The following is a 23,905-nucleotide window of genomic DNA, read 5'->3' on the forward strand; positions in this document are numbered from 1 at the left end:
ATCTTCTATCATGAAGGTCTTTTTATTTTGAAATGAGTGAACACATGCCAAGAGAACTGATAAATGCAAAAATCACACATGTTTCTTACGTAGACAAGGCTGCTAATCAAAAGCAGTTTTTTTTATGAAATCAGAAAAAGAAAAGCAGCATGACTTTCAGGGCGGCGTTGGTGAAGTGGTTGAGTCTTATGTCGCTCCCCGCTGATTTTTAAATGAATGGCGAAACCATCAAAAAAGGATCATGGGTGCTTGTGACAAAGGTACCGAGGCAATTTGGGAGGAAATTAAAAAGAGTGAGATTATCGGTTGTATCCTGAATATCGAAAAAGCCTGATGATATCAACGGAAGCAGATGTTGATGGCAGCATTTTTTGAGAATTTAGCTGAATGAATTCCCCTTAAATAGGATGCGGGAGAACACCCCGCATCCCTGTCTCTAACGATTTCTTAACCGATCAGCCGCTGCATTCTCAGCGCGAGCCGCAGGCGCATCGTCGTCTCCGGATCTTTTAAGCTTTTGCCGAGCAGTTCCTCGCATTTTTCTAAACGATAGATCACCGTATTTCGATGGACGTACAGGCGCTTAGCCGTTTCTGAAATCTGGCAGTGGGTCTCCAGATAAACAGACAGCGTATGAAGCAGGCTCTGGTCCTCCTTTTGCCGGTCGGCCAGGCTTTGGAGGGTGGCTTCGTAAAATTTCTTCACATCTTCCGCCGGAAGCAGGCGGAGAAGCTCCGGCACGTCTTTGGCATGATAGATTTGAATAAACTCCGCGCTTCTGGACAAATGCCCGGATGAAATGGCGTCTGAAGCTTCAGTAAAAGCGTCAGGGACGTCGATCAGCTTTTGGCATATGTTTGAGATGCCGAAGGAGACAGTCCGTTTAAATTGCGTCCGGACCTGCTTTTGAAACTGCTCCAAAAAGCTGATGACAGACGCGTGCATTTCATTCCAGCTGTCTGTCGCTTCAATTAAAAGAATACCGACATTTCCTTTAATAAAGAGATGAGGGGGAAACGGGAAGGATGACAGCTCCCCTTCAAGCAGATCAAATACATGATCGGAAACGAGCTGATTTTCGGTAAAGCTGATCGTTTTCTCATTTCGGTCAAGCTTTCCGCAAATGCACATGTATTTCTGATCCCAGCGGAGCCGGAATTCTTTGGCGCGGCTTTTGATTTCTTCATGGCCGGTAAACGAGCGGTCGATGAAATTGCTGAAAAATTCATTGCGCGCCCGTCTGCTGAATTGTTTGACGGCATTTTCTTTCAGCAGTTCAAAGGAAATGACGTTAGCCGCCTGTTCAATAGTCAAAATCATGCCTTTATCAGCGGTCTGCACCAGCTCCGGTATCACCAGATAACCGCAGTTTTTTTCAACATTCAGAATCGGCAGGACAGAATACGCCTTTCTGTCGGACAGCATGGAAAAGCAGGTGAAATAAGGCCCGGAAAGGGAATAACAGATGTTTTTCAATAAAGACGTGTCAATGGGTATGCGGTGGGACGATGATAAGAGTTTTGTATGCTGATCCAAAAGCAGCACGGGAAGCCGGAGAATGTCTGAGAGCTTCTTAAGCAGGGATTGCAGCCCCTTGCCGCTCATGATGTGGTTTGTGAATTTTTTATGGGCGTAAATGGCCTGCTGGAGCTCATTTGAACGCATATCAAGAATATGGCTCAGTGTGGCGTTGACGATATCTCCCAGCCTGATGTCTTCCGGCAGCTCAATAATCGGAAATTCATACCGGTCGGCAAGCTCCGCGGCATCTTTCGGAATGACATTAAGATAACGCTTCGTTTTGATCCCCAGTCCCGCGCAGCCCCGTTTTGCCATGAGGCGGATCAAATCTTTCAACAGTTGCGGGCGGTCCTTCAAGTGGTAAGCCGTGGTGACGAGCAATTCGTTTTTATGTAAAAAATCAGCGATGTCCGGCGCATCCATCATGTTGACGTGCTGCACCTCCCTCCAGCCGCCGGATTTGCCTGCGATTAATGCAGCCCGCTCATAAGCGGGAATCTTCATCACGTCATAAATGTTCATCAGTCAGTCTCCTTTCAGGTTCTAAAGACAACCATTGGTTAATATGAATAAAAATCATCAAAAATTATAGCGGTTTTGCTGATGTATTACGATCATAGTAGCAGTAAACTGGCAATCATAGACGCATGTTGTGATAAAAACTGACAGAAAATCGTCATCCTTACAGGGAGGAAGATAAAATGGCCTATGACGTAATTGTAAAGGGTGCGAAAGCTGTACGAAAAGGCGGAACAGAGCGGGCTGATATCGCCGTCAAGGACGGGAAAATCGCCTTGATCGGACCCGGCATTGACGAAAACGCGGAACAAGTGGTGCAGGCGGACGGCATGTATGTGTTTCCGGGCGCGGTCGATTGTCACGTCCATTTCAATGAACCCGGCCGAGAAGAATGGGAAGGCATTGAAACCGGCTCAAACATGCTGGCTGCCGGCGGCTGTACGGCTTATTTTGATATGCCGCTTAACTGCATCCCTTCGACGGTAACTGCTGAAAACCTGCTGGCAAAGGCGGAAATCGCCGAACGGAAGTCAGCGGTTGATTTTGCGCTTTGGGGCGGTTTGATGCCCGGATATACCGAACATATCCGGCCGATGGCAGAAGCGGGGGCAATCGGGTTTAAAGCGTTTCTGTCTAAATCGGGAACGGATGAATTTCAATCAGCCGATGAACGGACTCTTTTAAAGGGAATGAAGGAAATCGCGGCGTGCGGCAAGATTTTGGCCCTGCACGCAGAAAGCGACGCCCTCACCCGATTCCTTGAAGCCGAGTACGCGCTCCAAGGGAAAATTGATGCCCGCGCTTACGCTTCCTCCCGTCCGGAAGAGGCCGAATGCGAGGCTGTGCAGCGGGCGATTGAATATGCAAGAGCGACGGGATGCGCGCTTCATTTTGTACATATCAGCACGAAACGGGCCGTGCTCTCCATTCAGCAGGCGAAAAAAGACGGATTGGATGTCACCGTTGAAACGTGTCCGCACTACTTATTATTCAGCTTTGAAGACTTCCTCAAAAAAGGGGCGGCCGCCAAATGCGCTCCGCCGCTCCGCTCAGAGGCTGATAAAGAGGAAATGATCGGGGGTTTGGCTGAGGGCCTGATTGATATGGTGTCTTCGGATCATTCTCCCTGTCATCCGTCTTTGAAACGCGAGGATAATATGTTTCTGTCGTGGGGCGGGATCAGCGGAGGCCAATTTACGCTTCTCGGCATGATTCAATTAGCGATCGATCATGGGATTCCGTTTGAACATGTGGCCCGATGGACGGCCGAAGCACCGGCCAAGCGCTTCGGGTTAACGAATAAAGGTCGGCTTGAAGAAGGATTTGACGCTGATTTTGCCATCGTCCGGCCGGAACCTTTTACCGTCACAAAAGAAACGATGTTTTCCAAACATAAGCAAAGCCTGTATGAAGGCCACACCTTTCCATACCGAATTGCTGCAACCTACAGTAAGGGACGCTGTGTGTATCAGGATGGCGGTCGTAAGCAGAGCGGGGCTTTCGGAACATTCCTGAAGCCTTCTCAAATAAAAGAGCCGATTCTCTGATGAGAATCGGCTTTTTTTGTCGTTTGGAAAGCGGGTCTCGTGGTATCTTTTTATAAAAAGGAGTAAAACACATTGTATGATCAAATCTTGAACATATTAACGGCATCCTGGTCGCGCAAGACTAGTACAAAATGGACGGAAGATTGCCCGGCCAAAGGCCAGTGCGGCGTAACGGCTTTAGTCATCCAAGATGTTTACGGCGGTGACATTCTCAAAACAAAAACCGGCACAAGCTGGCATTTTTATAACCGAATAGACGGGGAGATATATGATTTCACGAGCGGTCAGTTTTCAGAGCCGATCGTCTATCAGCACATTCTTTCTTCCAGAGATGAGGCATTTTCGGACACCAATGAACATCAGTACCGGTTCCTGAAAAGTGCATTCAGAAAAAACATGGAAAAAGAAAGAGAAAAACACCTGTGATAAACTAGAGTGAGAGGTGAAGGATTGTGATTTATATCGGACTGACGGGGTGGGGGGATCATGACAGCATCTATCCGCCTAAAACAGCGGGCCCGCAAAAACTGCAGGCGTATTCCTCCCATTTTCCCATCGTTGAGCTGGACGCGAGCTTTTACGCGATACAGCCCGCCCGCAATAATGAAAGATGGGTCAAAGAGACGCCGGAATCTTTTCAATTTGTCATTAAGGCATATCAAGGAATGACGGGTCATCAGCGCGGCGATATTCCCTTTGAATCGAAGGAAGAAATGTTTGAGGCGTTTAAGCTGTCATTATCGCCGTATATAGAGCATGGAAAGCTTGCCATGGTGCTGTTCCAATTCCCGCCGTGGTTTGACTGCAAGAAAGAAAACGTCGCATATTTAAGATGGTGCAGGCAGCAGATGGGCGATATCCCGTGCGCGCTTGAATTCCGCAACCGGTCTTGGTTTTCTCCGCCATTTTACGAACAGACGCTTTCCTTTATGAAGGAGGAAGGCTGGATTCACAGCATATGTGACGAGCCGCAAATCGGCGAGGGCAGCATTCCGACCGTCCTGAAAGCAACGGATGAAGAAAAAACGCTTGTCCGTTTTCACGGGCGGAACAAACAGGGCTGGATCAAACCTGACGGCGGACAAAATTGGCGTGAGGTCAGATATTTATACCGCTATAACAAACAGGAGCTCAAAGATTGGAAAAACAATCTTCAGGAGCTGAAAAAACAGTCGCGCAATCTGTATGTGCTCTTCAATAATAACTCAGGCGGAGACGCCGCCGATAACGGGCTTGAGATGCTTGAAATGTTAAATATCTCATATACCGGACTTGCTCCGAAGCAGCTCGACCTATTCAGCTAGAAAAGAGGTTTCAAGACACATGTCTTATCTTATTTTGATTATATTGGGATTTATCGCGGGAACGGTCGGCAGCCTGATCGGGCTTGGGGGAGGAATTATCATCGTGCCGGCAATGCTCTATTTAAGCACGATGACTCCGTTTTTCCATGACGTAACACCGCAGACTGCCATCGGCACGTCCCTTTTGGTGATTATTTTTACGGGCCTGTCATCAACTCTGGCCTATATGAAATATAAAACCGTTGACTACAAAAGCGGACTGATCTTTTTTATCGGTTCCGGCCCGGGAAGCATCATCGGCGCGTATTTGTCTAAACTTTTTAATGCGCATACGTTTTCCGTCTGGTTCGGACTTTTTATGATTTTGATTTCCATTACATTAATGCTGAAGGCGAAAGCAAAACCGGTCAATAAAGCGCATAAAGGCATGATCCGGACATATGAGGATGAATCGGGTGAGCTTTATACATATTCGTACCGTATTTTTACCGGTATCGTGATTGCCTTTTTCGTCGGTTTATTGGGCGGTCTTTTCGGCATTGGCGGCGGCTCTCTTATGGTTCCGGCCATGATGCTGTTATTTTTGTTCCCGCCGAAAGTGGCTGTGGCGACGTCAATGCTCATTATTTTCTTATCCTCCGTGACGGGTTCCGTGTCACATATCGCAGAGGGCCATGTCAATTGGCTGTATGCGCTGTGCCTCGTTCCGGGCGCGTGGTTCGGCGGCAAAATGGGCGCGTGGGTTAATAAGCGGGTGCAGACGAAAACGATCGTGCTTTTCATGCGGGTCGTCTTGATTTTGATCGGCTGTGAATTGATTTATCAAGGGATATTCAGCTAAAAGGTAGGAGAGATGGTATGTTAGAGAAGCTCCGTTTATATCATACGAATGATTTGCACAGCCATTTCGAAAATTGGCCGAAAATCGTACATTATATTGAGCAGAAGAGAAATGAACATGAAAAAGACGGGGAGGAAACACTCGTATTCGACATCGGCGATCATATGGACCGATTCCAAATGATAACGGAAGCGACCTTCGGCAAAGCGAATGTCGACTTGTTAAACCGGCTTGAGATCGATGCGGCTGCCGTCGGGAATAATGAAGGAATTACGCTGCCTCACGATGAGCTGGCGGATTTATATACCCATGCCGCGTTTCCCGTCATTGTGTCCAACCTGTTTGACGCGGATGGACAGCGGCCGGAATGGGCCGAGCCCTACGTGATCAAAACACTGAAAAACGGGATGACCGCCGGCATACTCGGCGTCACGGTGCCGTATTATCCCGTCTATCAAAAACTCGGCTGGACGGTGACGGATGCGGAAAAAAGCATTCAAGAATCACTTGACGATATCAAGGGCAAAGCGGACATCATCATTCTGCTTTCTCATTTAGGCCTGATCGATGACCGGGCCGCAGCGGAAAAATTTCCGGACATCGATGTCATTCTTGAATCACATACGCACCACCTTCTTGAGGACGGACAGGACATAAACGGCGTATTGCTTGCATGTGCGGAGAAATACGGGAACTATGTCGGCTGTGTCGAGCTGACGATAGAAAGTGAATCACGAACCATTGTCAGCAAACAGGCGTCTGTACAGAAAATGGCTGATTGGCAAGGGGAATCTGAAGATACGGCGGCTTTTCTGAAAGAGAAGGAACGGGAAGCGGAAAACCTGCTCTCCGAACAAGTCGCCAACCTGAATGAAGAAGCCGGCGTGAAGTGGTTTGAGGAATCGCCGCTCCCGCTTCTATTAGCCGAAGCGCTGAAAAGCTGGTGCGGCTGTGAAGTCAGCATGGTGAATTCAGGCGTCATTTTGGGGCCTTTACAGAAGGGGCCTGTCACAAAACTTGACCTGCACCGCATCTGCCCTCATCCGATCAATCCGGTCGCCGTGCGTCTTTCAGGCAGGGAACTCCAGGAAACAATCAGCCAGGCCGCCTCGGAACAAATGGAGCAGCTGCGGATAAAAGGCCTCGGCTTCCGCGGGGAAGTGATGGGCAGGATGGTATATGCCGGAGCGGAGGCAGAGGCCGGCATCCTTGAAGACGGTGTGACGCATCTCCTCAATGTGAAAGTGAACGGAGAAGAGATTGATCCGGAGCGGATATACTCGGTTGCCGTTCTCGATATGTTTACACTCGGAAAGCTGTTCCCTTACATCCGCGATTCAAAAGAAAAGCAATACTTTATGCCGGAGTTTTTAAGGGATCTGCTCGCCTGGAAGCTCGCGCGGCAGCCGTAATGTCATGTAGCTGCCCGCCGTTCCATTTCACCCGAATGAGTGAAAGCGGGACTTTTTAAGAGTGAAAATAAAATACTATGTCCCCTCTTACAAGCATACATTGTGATATGTAAGGGGGGATTTTTCTTGCCTAGATACCGGAGCGCTCTTCGCAAGAGAGGGCCTTTGCCTTTTCGATATGTGCTTCTTCTGTCGTTTGCTTTTTTTATCATATCGACGGTCATCAGCCTTTGGATGATCAACTCCTCAATCAAACCGGTGCTGATGAACATAGGAGAAATGGAAACCAAACGGGTGGCGACAGAGGTCATTACGGAATCCATTGAAGAATACATGTCTCACAGCGACAATGTGAAAGATATGGTCGATATGAAAACGGATGAAAACGGAAAAGTCACAACGATGGATTTTAATACACAAATGGTCAACAGTATGAAGGCGAAAGTGACAAAGCAGCTTCAGGCTCATCTGAAGGAAGCGGAGTCGAACAATAAGCAGCATGAAACGGAAAAAGGCGCGAAAACGGCCGATGAAATTATGATCGATATTCCCTTAGGGCAGGTCACGGGAAACAGCATTCTCGGAAATCTGGGGCCGAAAATCCCCGTGCGCTTTAACCTGATCGGTGATGCGTTAACTGATGTGAAAACAAAAATAAAGCCGTACGGCATTAACAATGCCCTGATCGATATCAGTATTTTTGTGGAAATAAAAGTGAAGGTCATTATTCCGTTTGCCAGTAAGACATCAGTCGTGACAAATAATATTCCGGTCTCCATTAAAGCGATTCAAGGAGAGGTGCCGCAGTTTTATAACGGAAGCGGCGGGTCAGGTGTGACGCCTTCCGTCCAGCTGCCGAGTGAAAAACAGAAGAAAGATAAATAAAAACACACAGCCGCAATCTTTCCTGGCGGCTGTGTGTTTACTTTTTCCTGCGGATTTCTTTTCGTTCCCATGCCCTTAAATGGGGATACGGATCAAAAGACCATTCCGATCTGCCGTTATCTTTATACATCCCGTAGTGAAGATGCGGCGGAAATTTTCCCGCGGTGCCCGGCGGTCCGTACCCGGAACTGCCGACAGAGCCGATCACCTCTCCGGGTTTGACGATCTGGCCTTTATGCACACCTTTTGCAAAGCCGTTCAGGTGAGCGAAGTAGTGATACGTGTTATTGATATCCCTGATGCCGATTCTCCAGCCGCCGAAACGGTTCCAGCCCTTCATTTCAACAATACCGTAGCAGGTCGATCTGACGGGGAGCCCGTAATGAGCGAACAGATCCGTTCCTTCGTGAATCCGGCGCCCGCCGAAACCCCGTGCGGCGCCCCATGTGCTGCGGTAGCTGTAATCCGTCTTCACGGGAAGCGGAAAAGCGTGCTCTCCGAGATCAAGGCGGCCGAACGTTTTAAACAGTGTCATGAATTCGGTGATAATGCCGACCGTCTGATCACGGCGGTAATAATTCCAGAGACCGATGCGGATATGGTCAAGATCGGTTCCGAATCCCGCTAAATACTGAGCAAATGTATAAAGGATATCCTCATCATTGCTTACCTCGGCTTTTCCGTCGCCGTCGCCGTCCAGGCCGATCCCGTCAAATACTTTAATGCTGAGAGGCGCATCGTCCTTAGGATTTGGATTTTCAGGGCCGCTCCACAAATGATCCGGAATATAAATGCTGATGATTCCCGCTTTTTCCGGCAGATCCTTTCGGTTCGAGCGGACATTTTCTTCATATTGATCAACTGCCGCAAGCACATACCAAGGAATCTGCGTGACTGCTTCGGCTTTGCGGTACAACTGCATCCGTTCGCCGTAAACAAGAGCCGATTGTTCTTTCCCGCTTGCAGCCGGACAGAAAACTGAAAAAAGGAGAAGAGCAGATAACAGAACTTTCACAACATGATCTCCTTTCAGGATTGAATACAAATAGTTTGCGGCAACAATCCGAGAAAATGTAAGTAATTCTCTTCCCTTGTCGAGAAATTTTTCCTATGTTAAAGTGACTATTGAATAGAAATCCGCAAGTTTTATATCCATCGTGAAATAGAAATTTTTCGCACACGAACATGAATAAAGGGTTAATGGAGATGATGGGGAAATGGCAAAGAAAGACGAGCATCTGAGAAAGCCGGAATGGCTCAAAATAAAGCTGAACACGAATGAAAACTATACGGGTCTGAAAAAATTAATGCGTGAAAATAATCTGCATACCGTATGTGAAGAAGCAAAATGCCCGAACATCCATGAATGCTGGGCTGTCAGACGTACGGCGACGTTCATGATTCTCGGTTCCGTCTGTACGAGAGCATGCCGCTTCTGCGCTGTAAAAACGGGACTGCCGACTGAGCTGGATCTGCAGGAACCGGAACGCGTAGCTGATTCCGTCGCGCTGATGAATTTAAAACACGCCGTCATCACGGCCGTAGCGCGTGATGATCAGAAAGACGGCGGAGCAGGCGTCTTTGCGGAAACGGTCCGGGCGATCCGCAGAAAAAGTCCGTTCACGACAATTGAAGTGCTGCCATCCGATATGGGCGGAAATTACGACAACCTGAAAACATTAATGGATACCCGTCCTGATATTCTGAACCACAACATTGAAACCGTCCGCCGCCTGACACCGAGAGTCCGGGCCCGCGCAACATATGACCGTTCTTTGGAATTCTTGCGCCGTGCGAAAGAAATGCAGCCTGACATCCCGACGAAATCAAGCATTATGATCGGTCTCGGCGAAACGAAGGAAGAAATTATTGAAGTGATGGACGACCTGCTTGCGAACAATGTCGACATCATGGCGATCGGCCAATACCTGCAGCCGTCGAAAAAACATTTAAAAGTCCAAAAATATTATCATCCGGACGAATTTGCCGAACTGAAAGAAATCGCGATGCAAAAAGGCTTCAGCCACTGTGAAGCAGGCCCGCTTGTCCGTTCTTCCTACCATGCGGATGAACAAGTGAACGAAGCGTCTAAAAAACGCCAGGCCCAAGCATAAGATAAGCCGAAAAAACCCAAAACGCCGCAGGTTTTGGGTTTTTTGTGATGGAGCCGTTTTTGCAGGGAAAAAGTCATTCTTGAATAAGGATCGTCTGAACCGCTACACTGGATATAAAGAGGAAAAATTCTCCGTCCGTCCGAACCGTCTCATTTTGCAATTGATGGACAGAAGTCAATGAATTATGATAGTAAAGAGTGATAAAAGAGGTGAAGACATGATTCTTATTCAAAATGCCGAGTTTGAACTCGTACACGATTTTAAAAACGGCTTTAATGAAGAAGCGTTCAAAGCCCGCTATTCGGACATATTAAATAAATATGATTACATTGTGGGAGACTGGGGATACAGTCAGCTGCGGCTCAAAGGCTTCTTTGATGACCAGAATCAAAAAGCAACCTTTGAAACGAAAATCAGCACATTGGACGAATACATTTACGAATACTGCAATTTCGGCTGCGCGTATTTTGTTTTAAAACGAATCAGAAAATAATTGATGCAGAAGGGGATGCTGTCACGTGTATTTTGTTGACAGAAATAATATCGAACAAACACTCCGTTTTTTTGAGACCCAGCTGGCGCTGTTTGACAGCACGCCTGCATGGGAGAGCGAGATCGAAAAAAGGGCGCTTGAGCGGATCAGCCATCTTATGATCGAATGCATTCTCGATGTCGGAAATGATATGATTGACGGCTTTATCATGCGCGATCCGGGGAGTTATGACGACATCATGGATATTCTGACGGATGAAAAGGTGGTAGCTGAGGATGAAGGGAATAAGCTGAAGCAACTGATCTCTTCCAGAAAGCAGCTTGTCCAGGAATATCAGCACGCCGATCATCAGGAGCTGTTTACGCTGATCACGTCAAACAGAGATGTGCTGAAAGCCTTTCCGGCCCGTGTAAGAACCTACCTGGAAACAGAATTAGGGCCTGTTTCCGCATTTAAATAACAACGAGTGAGAAAATCCACAGGAGTGTTGAGTATGAAGGATTATAAAGGATATTTGATAGATTTGGACGGCACAATGTACAACGGGACGGAAAAAATCGAAGAAGCGTGTGAATTCGTGAGAACGCTTAAAGCGCGCGGCATTCCGTATTTATTCGTGACGAACAATTCTTCCCGGACGCCGAAGCAGGTGGCGGACAAGCTGATGAGCTTTGACATTCCGGCATCTGAAGAGCAGGTCTTCACGACGAGCATGGCGACTGCGCAGCATATCGCCCAGGAGAAAAAAGACGCGTCGGTGTATGTGATCGGCGAAGAAGGCATCCGTCAGGCCATTGAAGAAAACGGGCTGAGCTTCGGTGAAGAAAACGCGGACTTTGTCGTTGTGGGAATCGACCGCGGCATTACATATGAAAAGTTGGCAACGGGATGCCTTGCGATCAGAAACGGCGCCCGGTTCATTTCAACAAACGGCGACGTCGCCATTCCGACTGAAAGAGGGCTTTTACCAGGGAACGGTTCGCTCACATCCGTTTTGACGGTGTCAACGGGCGTTGAGCCTGTCTTTATCGGCAAGCCTGAATCCATTATTATGGAACAGGCGATGCGTGTGCTCGGAACGGATATTTCCGAAACACTCATGGTCGGCGATAACTATGCAACGGATATTATGGCCGGCATCAATGCGGGCATGGATACGCTGCTGGTTCATACCGGAGTGACAAAGCGTGAGCATATGGCAGATTACGGCCAAAAGCCGACATATGCGATTGACTCTTTAACCGAATGGATTGAACATCTATAAAAAAGGGACGGCCATGACGGCCGTCCTTATTCTGTATTTCTGGCGCTGTGAGCAAGCCGGCTTGAAGCCGCTGCTGCGATTGCGCCGACGATATCATCAAGAAACGTATGGCATTCGCCCGTAGATTTATCATTTAACCGCCCGAGAATACCGGGTTTTTCTTTGTCAATGTAGCCGTAATTCGTAAAGCCGATTGAGCCGTATATATTCACGATAGAGAAGGCGAGCACCTCGTCAACCCCATACAGGCTTTCATCAATCGCCAGAATGGTCTGAAGCGGTTCAGACAGCTTTTTTTGTTCGGCGAGCACATCTAATTCTATTCCCGTTAAAATGGCGTTTTGCACCTCGCGTTTTGCGATGACACGGTCCACATTGAGCCTGCATACCTCCATCGTCAAATCAGGATGATATTTTTTTTGAAGGAAATACACCAGCTCGGCAATATCGTCCGTCTCAACCCCCCGTTCTTTTAAACGCGCCCTGGCGACAGCTTCCACCTGATTCAGTTGTTCCTTTTCTGACATTTGCTTCACCCAATCTTTTTTTACTAGTTTATACAACACTCTTCCGATGTGTACGATGTTTCTCCACTTGATTCAAAGGATTACAATATGTATTCATAATTCCGCCGGCGTATGACTACGATGTGAATAGCTCTAATTTTTCAGGCAGGTGATTATGATGAAAAGCATCATTAAAGAAAAATACGGCATCCACGTCAGACAGCTCTCCGTTTATCAGAAATACCAATGCTTCCAGACGCCTAATTCCTTCTTTCTTATAATTCCCGTTTCCGGGTTTTCGCAATCAGAGCTGACGGAGCTTTACTACATGAGTCAGTATTTACAAGAACAAAGTGACCCATACGTTTCAGTGTTTATCTTTACGAAGGAAGGAGAACTGACCTTTGAGGACGAAGGCAAAACGTATGCGCTCTTAAAAGCGCCGATTCCCGTCTCAAACCGGTCGTTTTCTGTCGGAGGGGAGCTTGCCGAATTTCACAGAAAAGGGCGGGGTTTTCCGTACGAAGTGAAAGAAGCGGGCAGGATCGGCCAATGGAAGGACTTATGGGGAAAACGGGTGGATCAGCTGGAATCATTCTGGATGCAGAAAATTCATATGTCTCCGCTTGAACCGTTCGAAAAGAAAATGATCGAAGCATTTCCTTATTATTCAGGCTTAGCGGAAAACGCCATTCAATATTTAGTGGATACGGAGCTGGATGACAATCCCGGCGCAGAAGACTCGGGGACAATCTGCCATCAGCGGATGGAACGGGATACCTGGTCGGAGGAATCATTGATCCGCATTCCGGGCGATTGGGTATTCGACCATGCCGCCCGTGATATTGCGGAATATATGCGCAGCACATATTTGTATCATCGTGACGACCTGCTCAAAGATGGGTTTTTGTTTCTGCAGGAATATGAGCAAGTTACGCCGTTATCCTCCTTTTCCAAACGCCTGTTTTACAGCCGCCTGCTGTTTCCGCTCCATTTCTTCGAGACGGTGGAGAGCTATTACATTTCTCATGATTCTGAAAAACAGTTTTACGAAGAGCAGCTTGACTACATTCTTGCCGACTGCACCCGCTATGAACAGTTTTTACAGACATGTCACAACATGATGAATGTCAGGTCGGCGCAGGTTTTTGTCCCGCCTGTGGCGTGGCTCGGAAAAGGAATCAGTTCGTAAGAAAATATGACGTAAAAATATTTAGAAAATAGGGAATCTTGTCATATCAGTGTGTTAAGCGTTTTCATAGCCGTAGAAACAATATTCAGCCGCTTGTCAAAACAAATGCGGGCTTATATAATATTTGTAACTTAAATGTCTGTGAAGGGTTAACAATTGTCCTTTTCTAGTGGACAAAAGGAAGAAAGGTGGAGTTTCTCTTTGGAAGCGATTCGTATTGGACTGTTAGGACTGGGAACCGTGGGAAGCGGAGTCGTCAAAATTATACAAGATCATCAGGATAAGCTTATGCACCAGGTCGGCTGTCCGGTGACAATCAAAAAAGTGCTAGTTAAAGATATTGATAAAAAACGAGACGCAGACCTGCCGAAAGAAGTGCTGACGACAGAAGTCTATGATGTGATCGATGACCCTGAGGTCGACGTGATTATTGAAGTCATCGGCGGTGTCGAACAGACGAAGCAATATCTTCTTGATGCCTTGAAAGCGAAAAAACATGTTGTGACCGCAAATAAAGATCTGATCGCCGTATACGGGTCAGAGCTTTTAGCCGCCGCAAAGGAAAATGGCTGTGACTTGTATTATGAAGCGAGTGTCGCCGGCGGAATCCCGATTTTACGCACGCTCGAAGAAGGCCTTTCCTCTGACCGGATCACAAAAATGATGGGAATCGTCAACGGAACGACGAACTTCATCTTAACGAAAATGATTAAAGAAAAAAGCCCGTATGAAGAAGTGCTGAAGGAAGCGCAGGATCTCGGATTCGCGGAAGCGGACCCGACCGCCGATGTAGAAGGCCTCGATGCCGCACGCAAGATGGCGATTTTAGCCCGTCTCGGCTTCTCTATGAACGTCGATCTGGACGATGTCAAAGTAAAAGGAATTTCCCGGATTACGGATGAAGACATCAGCTTCAGCAAACGGCTCGGCTATACGATGAAGCTGATCGGCATCGCCCAGCGTGATGACAATAAAATCGAAGTCAGCGTTCAGCCGACACTGCTGCCGGATCATCATCCGCTCTCTGCGGTGCATAACGAGTTTAATGCCGTTTACGTGTACGGAGAAGCTGTCGGCGAAACGATGTTTTACGGCCCCGGAGCCGGAAGCATGCCGACTGCGACATCGGTCGTTTCCGATCTGGTCGCGGTCATGAAAAACATGCGTCTCGGCGTAAACGGAAACAGCTTTGTCGCCCCGCAGTTTGAAAGAAATCTGAAGCAGCCGTCTGATATCTATGCCCAGCAGTTTTTAAGAATTCACGTCAAAGACCAGGTCGGCTCTTTTTCAAAAATCACATCGGCCTTCTCAGAGCGCGGCGTCAGCTTTGAAAAAATTCTGCAGCTGCCGATCAAAGGCCATGACGACCTCGCGGAAATCGTCATCGTCACGCATCATACATCGGAAGAAGATTTCAGTGACATTCTGCAAAACTTAAATGACCTCGAAGTCGTACAAGAAGTAAAAAGCACATATCGCGTAGAAGGGAACGGTTGGAGCTAATGTGGAAAGGACTCATCCATCAATATAAAGAATTTCTGCCGGTGACGGATCAGACGCCGGCCCTGACATTGCATGAAGGCAACACGCCGCTGATTCACCTGCCGAAACTTTCCGAAAAGCTCGGAATTGAACTGCATGTGAAAACAGAGGGCGTTAATCCGACGGGATCCTTTAAAGACCGCGGCATGGTCATGGCGGTCGCCAAAGCGAAAGAAGAAGGCAATGATACCATCATGTGCGCCTCTACAGGGAACACATCCGCGGCAGCTGCGGCATACGCGGCGAGAGCCGGCATGAAATGCATCGTCATCATCCCGGACGGAAAAATCGCCTTCGGAAAACTTGCGCAGGCCGTCATGTACGGTGCGGAAATCATCGCGATTGACGGAAACTTTGACGACGCGCTGGCCATCGTCCGGTCGATTTGCGAAAAATCACCGATTGCATTAGTGAATTCAGTAAACCCTTACCGGATTGAAGGGCAAAAAACAGCGGCCTTTGAAGTATGCGAACAGCTCGGCGGAGCGCCGGACATTCTGGCGATCCCGGTAGGAAACGCCGGGAATATCACGGCCTACTGGAAAGGGTTCAAAGAATACCATGAGAAAAACGGCACCGGACTTCCGAAGATGCGCGGTTTTGAGGCGGAAGGTTCTGCGGCTATCGTTCGCGGCGAAGTCATTAAAAATCCAGAGACCGTTGCGACGGCAATCCGAATCGGGAATCCTGCCAGCTGGGACAAAGCGGTGCTCGCTGCGGAAGAATCAGCCGGAAAAATTGATGAAGTCACAGATGAAGAAATTCTTCACGCTTATCAGCTGATTGCCCGTGAAGAAGGCGTGTTTGCTGAACCGGGCTCCTGTGCATCCATCGCCGGCGTTTTGAAACAGGTGAAATCCGGTGAAATTCCAAAAGGCAGCAAGGTTGTCGCAGTTTTGACCGGAAACGGCCTGAAAGATCCGAACACGGCTGTAGACGTATCTGACATAAAACCGATTACGCTGCCGACAGATGAGGACAGTATTCTGGAATACTTAAATGGAGCGGCGCGTGTATGAATGAGGCGGAGATGCTGTTTTCCATTACGGTTCCGGGAAGCACCGCCAACTTAGGGCCTGGGTTTGATTCCGTCGGGATGGCGCTCAGCAGATATTTGAAGCTTTCGGTTTTCCGAAACGATGAATGGCAGTTCTCGGCGGAAACCGAAACTGTCGCGGGCATCCCTCAAGGAACGGACAACCTCATCTACCAAGTCGCCAAACGGACGGCTGACCGCTATCAGAAAGAGCTGCCGCCCGCCCATGTCAAAGTGTGGAGTGACATCCCCCTTGCACGGGGTCTCGGAAGCAGCGCGGCCGCTATCGTCGCCGCCATTGAGCTTGCGGATGAGTTATGCGGCCTGCAGCTGTCGGAAAGCGACAAGCTGCACTTAGCCAGTCTTGAAGAGGGACACCCTGATAATGCCGCTGCTTCTCTTGCAGGAGGGCTTGTGATCGGCCTTCACGAAGAAGATGAAACACATATCGTGCGTGTTGCCGAAGCGGATATCGACGTTGTGGCAGTGATTCCGTTTTACGAAGTTCTGACCAGGGACGCAAGAGACGTGCTCCCGAAAGAGCTGCCGTACCGACGCGCCGTTAAAGCAAGCGCCGTCAGCAACCTTCTCGTTGCTGCGATCATGTCAAATGACTGGGCGCTCGCCGGGAAAATGATGAGAAAAGACATCCTCCATCAGCCGTACCGCGCCATGCTTGTTCCTGAGCTTTCAAAGGTGGAACATGCGGCCGAAATGAAAGGCGCCTACGGGACGGCGCTGAGCGGAGCGGGACCGACGATTCTTGTCCTGATTGAAAAAGGAAAGGGAGAAGAGCTGAGAAAGCAGCTTTCTGAGCATTTCCCCCACTGTGAGATTGCGGCGCTTACCGTCCCGTCAGAAGGAAGCGTAATTGAACGGAATCCTTTAGAGCAGGTGAAAAGTGTATAATGATAAAAAAGCGTTCTTCCCATCAGAGAAGGACGCTTTCTTTTTCTGGAGAAGGATTTTTATTTAGGGAAGCGAAATAAAAAAGAAAAGGAGGAGATACGATTGAAAAAACTCATAACCGAGGAGGACATTGCGACTCTCGTATCCGTGACAGACCCGCAATATGCCCCTGACGGCAGAAGAGCCGCTTACGTCCGGACAACAGTCAATCATAAGCGTGATTCCTATTCCTCAGCCATTATGGTATATGACACAGAATCCGGCATCTCAAACCCATGGACTTTCGGGGACAACAGAAATACAAGTCCGCGGTGGTCACCTGACGGACAGCGCCTCGCCTTTGTTTCTGACAGGGAGAACGGCGTCCCTCAGCTGTACATCATCGACGCTGCCGGCGGAGAGGCAAAGCAGGCGGCCGATATTCCTTGGGGCGTATCAGATCCGATATGGGCGCCCGACGGCAGATCCGTGCTTGTGTCCGTCAGTCTGACATCAGCGGAGCGCGCCGATGAGAAAGAAAAAAAGAAGCATGACGAGTATGAGCCGGTTGATATTCAGTCATTAACATATAAACGTGACGGGAAAGGCCTGCTGAACGGAAGCTGGGCCCAGCTTGTGCTGATTCATCTTGAAACGGGGGAGATTCAGCAGCTGACCGATCATGAAGCGGATCATTATGGCGCGGCCTTTTCACCGGATGGCAGGCAGCTTGCGTTTACCGCCAATTTATGCGAGCCGGGTGACGCCGGAAAGCCGAGCGATGTCTATCTGATGAATCTGGCGGACGGAAGCCTGAAGCAGATTACGCCGCACCGCGGTTCTTTCGGTTTCTGCGTGTTTTCACCAGACGGTTCTTATATCGCGATGCTGGGCCATGAAAATGAATTTCGCAATGCGACTTTAGAGAAAGCGTGGCTGTACGACGTGAAAACTGAGCGGCTCTCCTGCCTGACCGACATGCTGGATGTTCATTTGAGCGATGCGCTGCTTGCGGATTCAATCATAGGAGGAGTGACGCCTCGGCCGGTATGGACAAACGACGGGCAGGGTTTTTACGTTCTCGGGAGCGAGCAGGGAAGCACCGGTATTTATTATATCTCGATTGACGGCCTCGTATATCCGATCCGATTAGAAGAAGAGTATGTGAATGGTTTTGCTTTTCATCCTGATCAGAAAAGCTGTATCGCTGTCATTGCCAAACCCGCACAGCCTTCCGAGCTTTACAGCATTTCGCTCGAAGATGGGGAAGAGAAGCAATTGACATCCGACAATGATCGGTTTATTGAGGAGCGCATCATATCCGTGCCGGAAAAGCTGCAATATGAAACAAAGGACGGGCTGACGGTAAACGGCTGGTTTTTAAAGCCCGCCGTTTTTGAAGAGGATCAAACTTATCCGCTCATTCTATACATACACGGCGGGCCTCACATGATGTACGGCCATACGTATTTTCACGAATTCCAAGTGCTGGCCGCACAAGGATATGCTGTCGTGTATGTCAACCCGAGAGGAAGCCACGGCTACGGGCAGGATTTTGTCAATCGTGTCAGGGGTGATTACGGAGGCGGAGATTACCGTGATGTCATGCAGGCGGTGGATGAAGCTGTTCAGGCGTATCCGTTTATTGACAGCGGCCGTCTCGGTGTGACGGGCGGAAGCTACGGAGGGTTTATGACAAATTGGATTGTCGGGCAGACCGGCCGTTTTAAAGCAGCCGTCACGCAGCGCTCCATTTCAAATTGGTTCAGCTTCCACGGTGTCAGCGATATCGGTTTCTTTTTTACTGACTGGCAGCTCGGACATGATTTGTTTGAGGAAGCGGATAAGCTTTGGGATCGTTCTCCTGTAAAATATGCGTCCCGCGTTTCGACGCCGCTTTTGATCCTGCATGGTGAGCGAGATGACCGCTGTCCGATAGAGCAGGCGGAGCAGCTCTTTACCGCGTTGAAGAAATTGAACAAAACGACGTCGTTCATCCGGTTTCCGAAAGCCACGCATGAGCTGTCGAGAAGCGGCCATCCGGAACAGCGGATGAAACGCATCCGTTATATTTGTTCATGGTTTGATGACTATTTGTAAAAAATAAAAAACCAGGCTGTCATGCAGCCTGGTTTTATGATTAAAATACTTGTTCTACTTCAACGACACCCGGTACTTCTTCAAGAAGGGCGCGTTCGATTCCGGCTTTCAGCGTAATCGTTGAACTTGGGCAGCTGCCGCATGCGCCAAGGAGGCGAAGCTTTACAATGCCTTCGTCTACGTCAACAAGCTCACAGTCACCGCCGTCACGAAGCAGAAACGGGCGTAATTTATCCAATACTTCCTGTACTTGCTCTTTCATTTCAACCTCAGTCATGAGATTCGCTCCTTTCATATACATAAAACCATTATATTCACAGTAACGGTAAAAATCTAATGTTTGGTTTGCAAAGCTGCTTTCCCCATTATAGCATATTTAAACTTGAACATAAAAACCGTTTTTTATACAAAAGCTGCCCCGTCCTTTGTATACTGGTGTAAAGGGGATGATATACATGACAAAGCCGGTTACGCTCAGTGTTTACGGCGCTGAAACGCTTTGCGCAAGCTGCGTGAATATGCCGAGCGCCAAAGATACGTTTGAATGGCTGGAGGCGGCGCTGCAACGGAAATATCCGGAACAGCCTTTTCACATGCGGTATATTGATATTGACGCACCGCCTCAGCAAAAGGAGACAGAAGAACTTGCGGAGCGCATCAGAAACGATGAATTTTTCTATCCGCTCGTGCTGGTGGAGGATGTCATTGTGGGGGAAGGGAATCCGCATTTAAAAGATATATATGAAGAAATGGAAAAGCGCGGCTATGTTGCGGGCTCTTAAAAATGGCCGCTGATCGCAATCAGCGGCTTTTTTCTTATCAGCCGTTGTGATGCTTGTACATCCATAAAAGGCCTGATTTTAATAAACGGGGCACACGCCCGATGAGCGGACGGTCGTTGACAAGACCGAAGCCCGCTTTTTTTCCGAGTGAACCGAGAACGCCTTTCAGCTTAAATTGCGGCATTGTTTCCGGCAGCTCTTCATTGTTCCAGCGTTTCAGGAGGATCTGCACAATTTGTTCCGCCTGTGCTTCAGCCAGCTGGGCGCTCGGCGCATGCGGCAGGCTCGCGCAATCACCGACGACGTAAACATGCTCATCTCCCGGAAGGTTGTGATGCGGTGTTAAAACGATGCGGCCTTGCGGATCTTTTTCAGCGTCCAGTTCTCTGACGGCTTTATTCGGCTGAATTCCCGCCGTCCACACGATGGCATCGGCCGGTATTCCTTCATCATGATTATAAACGATCCCGTCTTCCACTTTTGTAATATTCGCATTATTGATAATGGTGACGCCGTGTTCTTCAAACCATTTCTGAACATACTTGCTGAGTCTTTTCGGAAAGCTTGATAAAATCAGGTCGCCCCGGTCAAATAACATAATCTTCAGATCGTCACGGCTCTCTCTTAATTCACTGGCAAGCTCCACGCCGCTTAATCCCGCTCCGACGATAGCGACAGATGCATTGGCGCCGAGGTTGTTCAGCTTTTGATAGGCTTCGCGTGACTGATCAATGGTCTGAATGCTGTAAGTATGTTCCGGCGCGCCGGGCACGTTATGATACTTATCCTCGCAGCCCAGTCCGATCACCGCGTCATCGTAAGAAATCGGTTCGCGGTCATGAAACAGAACCTGTTTGTTTTTCGTGTCGACGGAAGCCACCTCACCGTATTGAACATCCAGATTCGGATGCTCAGGAAAAGACACCCTGATATGATGATCAGAAATCGTGCCGGCGGCGAGCGCATAATATTCTGTTTTTAAGCAGTGATACGGGTTTCTGTCAATCAGCGTGATGGATATATCTGACGGAAGCTGGTTCGGCAGTAAGCGGTGCAGCACCCGCATGTTTCCGTAACCCCCGCCGATCAAGACCAATTTTTTCATAATGATTCCCCTTTTGCCCGAAAAATATGGTAGTCAATGTTGTTACAAAATAACGAACTATGTAAAATAACATCTTGAATTATATCGAATTTGATCTAAAACCACAATAATAGTTTTAAAATAACCTACAAATTGACCAGAAAACACGTAATAGTAAAACCTTTAACCTGAATTAATATGTTACGATAACATTGAGTGTGAAACCGGATCTTTGACGAATAGAGGAAATTCCGTTAGGATAAGGTACATATGTGAGGTGAAACCGCATGAATCCGATGATTGAATTCTGTGTCAGCAATTTAGCGCGCGGTTCCCAGGAAGCACTTGAGATCTTAGAGAAGGATCCGAACTTGGACGTGCTTGAATACGGCTGTTTAAGCTATTGCGGGAAATGCATGGAGTCCCTGTTCGCCCTGGTTAACGGCGAAGTGGTTACGGGAGGCACGCCTGCTGAACTGGTTGACAACATATATACATTCATAGAAGAAAATCCGATGTTTTAATCAGAGGCTCCGAACGGGGTCTCTTTTTTATTGCGCCCCGGGTTTTGGCAAAATAAAAAATTTGTAGACAGCAAAAATAAATATTGTTATCTTAATAAAGACTTTTTTTAAATAAAATTTTAGAGGTGGATTCATTGAATATCGTTTGGGGGCTGCTCGGGGCAGTTGCTATATTAGCCATTGCTTTTTTGTTATCAGAGAAGAAAAGCAAAATTAACCTGCGAACCGTCATTGTCGGTTTATGTTTACAAATGGCCTTCGGATTCATCGTATTAAAGTGGGACGCCGGACGGGCCGTATTTTTATGGTTCTCAAGCCGTGTGCAGCTTCTCATTGATTATGCGAACGAAGGCATCAGCTTTATTTTTGGCCCGCTGATAAAAGTGGGCAGCAGCCCGGCTTTTGCGCTGAGCGTTCTGCCGGTCATTATCTTTTTCTCAGCGCTGATTGCCGTTTTGTATCACTTGAAAATCATGCAGCTCATCTTTCGCGTCATCGGAGGCGGACTGTCAAAACTTCTTGGGACAAGCAGAACGGAATCGCTTGCGGCGGCTGCGAATATTTTTGTCGGACAGTCTGAATCACCGCTTGCCATTAAACCGCTGATTGCGGGATTGACCCGTTCCGAGCTGTTTACGATTATGACGAGCGGCCTTTCGGCTGTAGCGGGTTCGACGCTTTTCGGTTACGCCCTGTTAGGCATTCCGATCGAATACCTGCTGGCGGCCAGCTTTATGGCGGCTCCCGCCGGTCTCGTGTTCGGAAAAATTTTAATACCTGAAACGGAAAAAACGCAGACGATAAAAGGCGATTTTAATATGGACGAAGAAGGCGAAGGCGCCGCTAACGTGATTGATGCAGCGGCAAAAGGCGCGTCCACGGGCCTTCAGATTGCTCTAAATGTCGGCGCCATGCTGCTTGCGTTTGTCGCGCTCATCGCCGTAGTGAACGGAATTCTCGGCGGAATCGGCGGCTGGTTCGGTTTCAAACATATTACATTAGAATCCATTCTCGGTTACGTGTTTTCACCGATCGCATTTGTAATCGGCGTTCCTTGGCATGAAGCGCTCGGAGCGGGAAGCTATATCGGACAGAAACTTGTGCTGAATGAGTTTGTCGCTTATTCAAACTTCGGTCCGCATATTGCGGACTTTTCTAAAAAAACGTCTACGATTATCAGCTTTGCGCTGTGCGGATTTGCCAACTTCTCTTCGATTGCGATTATGCTCGGCACACTGGGCGGTTTGGCCCCAAGCCGCCGTTCGGACATTGCGCGCCTCGGATTAAGAGCGGTTATTGCGGGAACACTCGCAAACCTTCTCAGCGCGGCGATTGCCGGCATGTTTATTTAGTAAACGATAAAAGCTCCCTGCATATGCAGGGAGCTTTTATGTATGAAAAACGGGGGATATTTGTATTGTGTCCGAGCAGAAGAGCTTTTATACTAAGTAAAAGAAAAAAAGTTGGAGGCCGATATGAATTCATTCCGTTTTACCAAGATGCACGGTCTTGGAAACAGTTATATATATGTAAATCAATTTGAAGAACAGCTGCCGGAAGAACGGCTGGCTGAGATTGCCGTTAAAGTGTCCAGCATTCACACGGGCATCGGCTCTGACGGAATGATCCTCATCTGTCCGTCAGAAAAAGCGCCCGTCAAAATGCGGATTTTTAATAATGACGGCTCAGAAGGGAAAAATTGCGGCAACGGCCTTCGCTGTGTGGCAAAGTACGCATACGAACATAAGCTGACAGAAGAAACGTCCTTTTTCATTGAGACGCTTTCAGGTCTAGTGAAAGCAGACATTACAGAGGACAACGGGATTGTGCGTGAAGTCGCCGTTGATATGGGCGAACCGCGCCTCACCAAAAAAGAGCTGCCGATGCTCGGCAATGAAGATGAACGGACGATCGATGAAACCTTTGTTTTTGGAGAAACGGAGCTTTCCGGAACAGCCGTATCAATGGGAAACCCCCATATTGTTTTTCCGGTTGCGGATATCAATCAAGCGCCTCTTACAACGCTCGGTCCCGTCATTGAAAAAGACCCGAGATTTCCGGAAGGCGTCAATGTCGAATTTGTGGAATCCGTCAGCGCCGATGAACTTCATTTCCGCGTATGGGAACGCGGCTCCGGCATTACACAGGCTTGCGGAACAGGCGCCTGTGCGGCGGCTGTCGCATCCGTATTGAACGGTGTTTCCGAACGAAACCGGGATATCACCGTTCATTTAGCGGGAGGCGACCTTGTGATTAATTGGCAGGACAACGGGCACGTGCTGATGACGGGACCCGCCGAAACCGTATGCAGCGGCGTCTATTATTTGTAAACAGCTCGTTTGAGAAATACT

24 protein-coding genes and 1 pseudogene are annotated in these 23,905 nt (G+C 48.4%); 20 read left to right on the forward strand and 5 right to left on the reverse strand.

Annotation, left to right across the window (positions count from 1 at the left end):
* Positions 1–44: 44 nt before the first annotated feature.
* A pseudogene (locus D5S11_RS02895) lies at positions 45–307 on the forward strand (XkdF-like putative serine protease domain-containing protein); the annotation flags it as partial.
* Between the two features lie 140 nt (positions 308–447).
* Here the strand turns inward: D5S11_RS02895 and D5S11_RS02900 are convergent.
* The gene (locus D5S11_RS02900; protein WP_007408738.1) at positions 448–2,043 is read right to left on the reverse strand and encodes a PucR family transcriptional regulator; all 1,596 of its coding nucleotides are present in this window, start codon (positions 2,041–2,043) and stop codon (positions 448–450) included.
* A 179-nt stretch (positions 2,044–2,222) separates the two neighbouring features.
* Here D5S11_RS02900 and D5S11_RS02905 point away from each other — a divergent pair, with 179 nt between their 5' ends.
* The 6 genes from D5S11_RS02905 to yunB all read left to right on the forward strand — a co-directional run bounded on the left by D5S11_RS02905 (position 2,223) and on the right by yunB (position 8,029).
* Positions 2,223–3,587 carry an allantoinase gene (locus tag D5S11_RS02905; RefSeq protein ID WP_108724746.1) on the forward strand — a complete coding sequence of 455 codons (1,365 nt, stop codon included), beginning with the start codon at positions 2,223–2,225 and terminating at the stop codon, positions 3,585–3,587.
* 72 nt (positions 3,588–3,659) lie between these two features.
* Positions 3,660–4,013 carry a YunG family protein gene (locus tag D5S11_RS02910; protein ID WP_031378393.1) on the forward strand — a complete coding sequence of 118 codons (354 nt, stop codon included), beginning with the start codon at positions 3,660–3,662 and terminating at the stop codon, positions 4,011–4,013.
* 26 nt (positions 4,014–4,039) lie between these two features.
* Positions 4,040–4,891, forward strand: a complete 852-nt coding sequence (locus tag D5S11_RS02915; protein ID WP_014305754.1) for a DUF72 domain-containing protein — start codon at positions 4,040–4,042, stop codon at positions 4,889–4,891.
* 19 nt (positions 4,892–4,910) lie between these two features.
* Positions 4,911–5,732, forward strand: coding sequence for a sulfite exporter TauE/SafE family protein (locus D5S11_RS02920; RefSeq protein ID WP_007613562.1), 822 nt, complete (start codon positions 4,911–4,913; stop codon positions 5,730–5,732).
* Between the two features lie 17 nt (positions 5,733–5,749).
* On the forward strand, positions 5,750–7,144 hold the full coding sequence (locus D5S11_RS02925) for a bifunctional metallophosphatase/5'-nucleotidase (RefSeq protein ID WP_020956294.1): 1,395 nt from the start codon (positions 5,750–5,752) through the stop codon (positions 7,142–7,144).
* A 126-nt stretch (positions 7,145–7,270) separates the two neighbouring features.
* Positions 7,271–8,029 carry a sporulation protein YunB gene (gene yunB / locus D5S11_RS02930; RefSeq protein ID WP_020954305.1) on the forward strand — a complete coding sequence of 253 codons (759 nt, stop codon included), beginning with the start codon at positions 7,271–7,273 and terminating at the stop codon, positions 8,027–8,029.
* A gap of 37 nt (positions 8,030–8,066) precedes the next feature.
* On the opposite strand, the gene lytH is transcribed toward yunB, so the two are convergent.
* On the reverse strand, positions 8,067–9,044 hold the full coding sequence (lytH, locus tag D5S11_RS02935) for an L-Ala--D-Glu endopeptidase (protein WP_007408731.1): 978 nt from the start codon (positions 9,042–9,044) through the stop codon (positions 8,067–8,069).
* Positions 9,045–9,246: 202 nt separating this feature from the next.
* On the opposite strand from lytH, the gene lipA reads away from it, so the two are divergent.
* The 4 genes from lipA to D5S11_RS02960 all read left to right on the forward strand — a co-directional run bounded on the left by lipA (position 9,247) and on the right by D5S11_RS02960 (position 11,900).
* Complete coding sequence (gene lipA / locus D5S11_RS02940) at positions 9,247–10,143, forward strand: lipoyl synthase (protein WP_003151923.1); 897 nt, start codon at positions 9,247–9,249, stop codon at positions 10,141–10,143.
* Positions 10,144–10,360: 217 nt separating this feature from the next.
* Entirely contained in the window at positions 10,361–10,636 is a 276-nt protein-coding gene (locus D5S11_RS02950; protein ID WP_003151928.1) for a YutD family protein, read from the forward strand.
* Between the two features lie 25 nt (positions 10,637–10,661).
* A complete protein-coding gene (locus D5S11_RS02955) occupies positions 10,662–11,096 on the forward strand; it encodes a DUF86 domain-containing protein (protein ID WP_020956293.1) in 435 nt (144 codons plus the stop codon).
* Between the two features lie 33 nt (positions 11,097–11,129).
* On the forward strand, positions 11,130–11,900 hold the full coding sequence (locus D5S11_RS02960) for a TIGR01457 family HAD-type hydrolase (protein WP_007408728.1): 771 nt from the start codon (positions 11,130–11,132) through the stop codon (positions 11,898–11,900).
* 26 nt (positions 11,901–11,926) lie between these two features.
* On the opposite strand, the gene D5S11_RS02965 is transcribed toward D5S11_RS02960, so the two are convergent.
* Positions 11,927–12,427 carry a phosphatidylglycerophosphatase A family protein gene (locus tag D5S11_RS02965; protein WP_003151934.1) on the reverse strand — a complete coding sequence of 167 codons (501 nt, stop codon included), beginning with the start codon at positions 12,425–12,427 and terminating at the stop codon, positions 11,927–11,929.
* A gap of 154 nt (positions 12,428–12,581) precedes the next feature.
* Here D5S11_RS02965 and cotNH point away from each other — a divergent pair, with 154 nt between their 5' ends.
* The 5 genes from cotNH (at position 12,582) to D5S11_RS02990 (ending at position 19,164) form a co-directional block, all read left to right on the forward strand.
* Entirely contained in the window at positions 12,582–13,598 is a 1,017-nt protein-coding gene (cotNH, locus tag D5S11_RS02970) for a spore coat-associated protein CotNH (RefSeq protein ID WP_007613555.1), read from the forward strand.
* A gap of 201 nt (positions 13,599–13,799) precedes the next feature.
* Entirely contained in the window at positions 13,800–15,101 is a 1,302-nt protein-coding gene (locus tag D5S11_RS02975; protein ID WP_003151938.1) for a homoserine dehydrogenase, read from the forward strand.
* Entirely contained in the window at positions 15,101–16,159 is a 1,059-nt protein-coding gene (gene thrC / locus D5S11_RS02980; RefSeq protein WP_040238922.1) for a threonine synthase, read from the forward strand. The genes D5S11_RS02975 and thrC overlap by 1 nt, the downstream gene beginning before the upstream one ends.
* Entirely contained in the window at positions 16,156–17,085 is a 930-nt protein-coding gene (gene thrB / locus D5S11_RS02985; protein WP_007613546.1) for a homoserine kinase, read from the forward strand. Before thrC ends, thrB begins: the two co-directional genes overlap by 4 nt.
* 102 nt (positions 17,086–17,187) lie before the next feature.
* Positions 17,188–19,164 carry a S9 family peptidase gene (locus D5S11_RS02990; RefSeq protein ID WP_020956289.1) on the forward strand — a complete coding sequence of 659 codons (1,977 nt, stop codon included), beginning with the start codon at positions 17,188–17,190 and terminating at the stop codon, positions 19,162–19,164.
* Positions 19,165–19,204: 40 nt separating this feature from the next.
* On the opposite strand, the gene D5S11_RS02995 is transcribed toward D5S11_RS02990, so the two are convergent.
* A complete protein-coding gene (locus tag D5S11_RS02995; RefSeq protein ID WP_169510385.1) occupies positions 19,205–19,540 on the reverse strand; it encodes a NifU family protein in 336 nt (111 codons plus the stop codon).
* A 79-nt stretch (positions 19,541–19,619) separates the two neighbouring features.
* Between D5S11_RS02995 and D5S11_RS03000 the strand changes: the two genes are divergently transcribed.
* Entirely contained in the window at positions 19,620–19,946 is a 327-nt protein-coding gene (locus tag D5S11_RS03000; RefSeq protein WP_015240509.1) for a YuzD family protein, read from the forward strand.
* Positions 19,947–19,983: 37 nt separating this feature from the next.
* On the opposite strand, the gene D5S11_RS03005 is transcribed toward D5S11_RS03000, so the two are convergent.
* Complete coding sequence (locus D5S11_RS03005; protein WP_007613539.1) at positions 19,984–21,051, reverse strand: NAD(P)/FAD-dependent oxidoreductase; 1,068 nt, start codon at positions 21,049–21,051, stop codon at positions 19,984–19,986.
* A 266-nt stretch (positions 21,052–21,317) separates the two neighbouring features.
* On the opposite strand from D5S11_RS03005, the gene D5S11_RS03010 reads away from it, so the two are divergent.
* The 3 genes from D5S11_RS03010 (at position 21,318) to dapF (ending at position 23,884) form a co-directional block, all read left to right on the forward strand.
* Positions 21,318–21,554 (forward strand): YuzB family protein, encoded by a 237-nt coding sequence (locus D5S11_RS03010; protein ID WP_007408721.1) that lies wholly within the window; start codon positions 21,318–21,320, stop codon positions 21,552–21,554.
* Between the two features lie 134 nt (positions 21,555–21,688).
* The gene (locus D5S11_RS03015) at positions 21,689–22,906 is read left to right on the forward strand and encodes a NupC/NupG family nucleoside CNT transporter (RefSeq protein WP_007408720.1); all 1,218 of its coding nucleotides are present in this window, start codon (positions 21,689–21,691) and stop codon (positions 22,904–22,906) included.
* Positions 22,907–23,029: 123 nt separating this feature from the next.
* Positions 23,030–23,884 carry a diaminopimelate epimerase gene (gene dapF, locus D5S11_RS03020; RefSeq protein WP_053104628.1) on the forward strand — a complete coding sequence of 285 codons (855 nt, stop codon included), beginning with the start codon at positions 23,030–23,032 and terminating at the stop codon, positions 23,882–23,884.
* Positions 23,885–23,905 lie beyond the last annotated feature (21 nt).

Source organism: Bacillus sp. L75, assembly GCF_003676355.1.
GTDB lineage: Bacteria > Bacillota > Bacilli > Bacillales > Bacillaceae > Bacillus > Bacillus velezensis.

Coding starts and splice junctions, on each gene's coding strand:
- thrC (WP_040238922.1), top strand. CDS start 15,101: ATGTGGAAAGGACTCATCCATCAATATAAAGAATTTCTGCCGGTGACG.
- dapF (WP_053104628.1), top strand. CDS start 23,030: ATGAATTCATTCCGTTTTACCAAGATGCACGGTCTTGGAAACAGTTAT.
- D5S11_RS02900 (WP_007408738.1), bottom strand. CDS start 2,043: ATGAACATTTATGACGTGATGAAGATTCCCGCTTATGAGCGGGCTGCA.
- thrB (WP_007613546.1), top strand. CDS start 16,156: ATGAATGAGGCGGAGATGCTGTTTTCCATTACGGTTCCGGGAAGCACC.
- lipA (WP_003151923.1), top strand. CDS start 9,247: ATGGCAAAGAAAGACGAGCATCTGAGAAAGCCGGAATGGCTCAAAATA.
- D5S11_RS03010 (WP_007408721.1), top strand. CDS start 21,318: ATGAATCCGATGATTGAATTCTGTGTCAGCAATTTAGCGCGCGGTTCC.
- cotNH (WP_007613555.1), top strand. CDS start 12,582: ATGATGAAAAGCATCATTAAAGAAAAATACGGCATCCACGTCAGACAG.
- D5S11_RS02925 (WP_020956294.1), top strand. CDS start 5,750: ATGTTAGAGAAGCTCCGTTTATATCATACGAATGATTTGCACAGCCAT.
- D5S11_RS03000 (WP_015240509.1), top strand. CDS start 19,620: ATGACAAAGCCGGTTACGCTCAGTGTTTACGGCGCTGAAACGCTTTGC.
- D5S11_RS02905 (WP_108724746.1), top strand. CDS start 2,223: ATGGCCTATGACGTAATTGTAAAGGGTGCGAAAGCTGTACGAAAAGGC.
- D5S11_RS02960 (WP_007408728.1), top strand. CDS start 11,130: ATGAAGGATTATAAAGGATATTTGATAGATTTGGACGGCACAATGTAC.
- D5S11_RS03005 (WP_007613539.1), bottom strand. CDS start 21,051: ATGAAAAAATTGGTCTTGATCGGCGGGGGTTACGGAAACATGCGGGTG.
- D5S11_RS02965 (WP_003151934.1), bottom strand. CDS start 12,427: ATGTCAGAAAAGGAACAACTGAATCAGGTGGAAGCTGTCGCCAGGGCG.
- D5S11_RS02950 (WP_003151928.1), top strand. CDS start 10,361: ATGATTCTTATTCAAAATGCCGAGTTTGAACTCGTACACGATTTTAAA.
- D5S11_RS02920 (WP_007613562.1), top strand. CDS start 4,911: ATGTCTTATCTTATTTTGATTATATTGGGATTTATCGCGGGAACGGTC.